Source organism: Micromonospora sp. NPDC049089, assembly GCF_040648775.1.
Classification (GTDB): domain Bacteria; phylum Actinomycetota; class Actinomycetes; order Mycobacteriales; family Micromonosporaceae; genus Micromonospora.
Genome location: NZ_JBEZEH010000150.1, coordinates 1 through 2,819, shown reverse-complemented (window position 1 = coordinate 2,819; position 2,819 = coordinate 1). Strand labels below are relative to the sequence as shown.

Below are 2,819 nucleotides of genomic sequence, written 5' to 3'. Positions count from 1 at the left end.
CCCGGGCCGCCCGCGACCTGGGCGTACACAACCCCCCCCCCCCCCAGCGGGGGGGGGCCCGACCGCCCCCCCCCCTTCCCCATGTGATCAGCCGCCCGGGCCTCGACGTGATCAGCCGCCCGGGCCTCGACGTGATCAGCCGCCCCGGGCCTCGACGGTCAGGCGACCGGTGCGAAACCGGGCAGCCAGCGCTCCAGGATGCTTCGGTACGGCGCCTTCGCCTCCAACTGACAGAGCACCCCGATCGACCCGAGCGTCACCCGGTGGATCAGCAGGTACGACGGTGGCAGGTTGAGCTGCCTGCTCAGCTGGTACGTGGGGGAGCGAGGGCTGGCCAGTCGACCCGCCTCGGCCCGTAGCCAGGCCCGGGTGAACCGGAAGCCGTCCGCCGCTATGGGCTCCAGCATGGGGCGGATGAAGTCGAGCACCCCCTCGGCGTCGATCTCCTCGGCCGAGCCGATGAACCCCTCCGACCGCAGCCCCGCCACGACCTCGTCGGCGTCGCCGCGCAGCGCCGTCGCGGCGATACGACCGATCGGCTCCGGGGTGCCCTCCGGCATCCGGGCCACCGCACCGAAGTCGATCACCCCGAGTCGACCGTCGGGCAGCAGCCGGAAGTTTCCCGGGTGCGGGTCGGCGTGCAGCAGCCCGGCCCGTTGCGGCGCGGAGAGGTGCAGGGTGGCCATCAACCGACCCGCCTCGTCCCGATCCTCCTCGGTGCCTTCGCGGATGATGTCGGCCAGCGGGGTGCCGGTCACCCATTCGGTGACCAGCACTCGGGGCGAGGCATTGATCACCTCGGGGATGTAGATCTCCGGGTCGTCGGCGTACGCGGCGGCGAAGGTGCGCTGCGACTCGGCCTCCAGCTCGTAGTCCAACTCCTCGGTGATCCGTTCGCGAAGCTCGGCCAGGAGCGGCTTGACGTCCAGGCCGGGCTGGATGGCCCGGAACATTCCGCCCAGTCGGGAGAGCTGCTTGAGATCGGCGAGCAGGGCGTCGCCGGCCCCCGGATACTGGATCTTGACCGCCACGTCGCGGCTGTTCGGTTCGCCCGACTCGTCGACGCCCGGCTCGCGCCACCGCGCCCGGTGCACCTGACCGATGCTCGCGGCGGCGGCCGGGACGTCGTTGAACTCGACGAACAGGTCCCGCCAGTCGGGGCCGAGCTGCTCGGCCAGCACCTTGTGCACGCTGGCGGCCGGCAGTGGTGGTGCCGCCTCCTGCAACTTCGTCAGCGCCTGCCGGTAGGGCGCGGCGATCTCCTCCGGCAAGGCGGCCTCGAAGACCGACAGCGCTTGGCCGAACTTCATCGCCCCGCCCTTGAGCTGGCCCAGCACGCTGAACAGTTGCTCGGCGGTGCGCTGCTGAATCTCCGCGGAGATCACGTCGGAGGCCAGCCCGGTGACGCGCTTACCCATCCCGAGAACGGTCCGGCCGGCGAAGCCGAGCGGCAGGGCGGCGAGCTTGGCGGTGCGGGACACGGCGCGGCGCGGGATGTCGGTCACCCGGTCATTGTTACCGACCGGAGGGCCCCGCTGCTGCTCTGCGGCTGGGCTGGTGCGGACACTCGCCCTCGCGAGCACGCACATGCCGGGTGTGGCGGCCAGCCCCGACGACGGAAACGGCCGGCGCCGGTGATCTCCATGGCGCTGCCCAGCGTCTCCGGGTGGCCGCCGTCCAGCTGCGTCAGCGCCTCGGCCAGGGCGTACCCGCAGGCGACGAGCAGCGTGCCGGTCGTGGCGGCGGCCACCGGGTCGGCGGCGGCGAGTTGCGCGGCGAGCCGGGGCCAGTCCGGGTCGCGGTCGGCCCGGTGCAGCTCGACGCAGTGCAGGCAGGGCCCGGCGGGTGGGCGGACCAACGGCCCGATCACCGGTACGCCCTCGCGCAGTGTGACCAGCAGGTGCGGCTGCCGACGCTGGGCGAGACCGGCGGCCAGCAGCGCCGGGGGCCGGTCCGTGCCGAGCTGGATCACGAGGTCGATCCGCCCTGCGCGGGTCGGACGGGTGACGGTGCCGGGTGCGACGCGGTTGACCGCGGCCCGCACCGCCGGTGCGAGCGGCCGACCCAGTTCGGCGGCGGGAATGCCCGTGCCGATCAGATCGACGGGGCGTACCGAGCCGGTGAGCTGGGGAATCACCTGCCCCACGCCGGACTGGGCCAGTGCCACGGTCAGCGGCCCGCCGAGCGCCCCGGCACCGGTGAGCAGGACGCGGGCCGCCCGCCGCCTACGCAGGACCTGCGCGGGGGTGCCGGGCAGTCGGGCGGCGGCCAGGGCCAGCGCGCCGGCCTCCGCCGCGAGCCGGGCGCGGACCGGGCCGGTCAGGTCGCGGGGGAGCAGGCTGTGCGCGGCCACCAACAGGCCGGCGGCCCGCAGGGTGTCGAGCAGGGTACGCGCGTCGTCGGCGCTGACCTGGGCGGAAGCCGCATGGATCAGCACGGCCCGCTCGCTGCGGGTGCCGTCGAGCAGGTCGAGCAGGTGGGCAGCGCGGGGGTTGGCCAACTCCAGTAGGGCGGCCGGCCCGGGGCCGACGCCGAGCTGGAGGGTGTGTCGGTCCCGCCAGAGCCGGTTGAGACCGGGAAGCAGGGTGGGGCGGGGCAGTACGGTGCGGCTCATGGTCACGAATCGTGACCGCACCTTCGCGTTCGGTCGATCGTTGTCCACAGGCGGTCAGGCCGCTATCCAGCGCTATCCACAGGATTTCACGAGTTTTCCACAGCCCTTCCCACCTGTTGTCGGCCACCCGACAGGGCTACCGCAGCGGTGTCACCACTCCCGATCTGGCGACGGGGGTGGGGTGGCACCCCGACTGGGGCACGTA

The 2,819-nt window shown here is 73.5% G+C and carries 2 protein-coding genes; both read right to left on the bottom strand.

Going from position 1 to position 2,819, the window contains the following annotated elements; all coding sequences use genetic code 11:
- Positions 1–158: 158 nt before the first annotated feature.
- Positions 159–1,505, bottom strand: coding sequence for an AarF/ABC1/UbiB kinase family protein (locus AB0B48_RS23315; RefSeq protein WP_357204777.1), 1,347 nt, complete (start codon positions 1,503–1,505; stop codon positions 159–161).
- Positions 1,502–2,614 (bottom strand): TOMM precursor leader peptide-binding protein, encoded by a 1,113-nt coding sequence (locus tag AB0B48_RS23310; protein WP_357204775.1) that lies wholly within the window; start codon positions 2,612–2,614, stop codon positions 1,502–1,504. Before AB0B48_RS23310 ends, AB0B48_RS23315 begins: the two co-directional genes overlap by 4 nt.
- Positions 2,615–2,819: the final 205 nt, after the last annotated feature.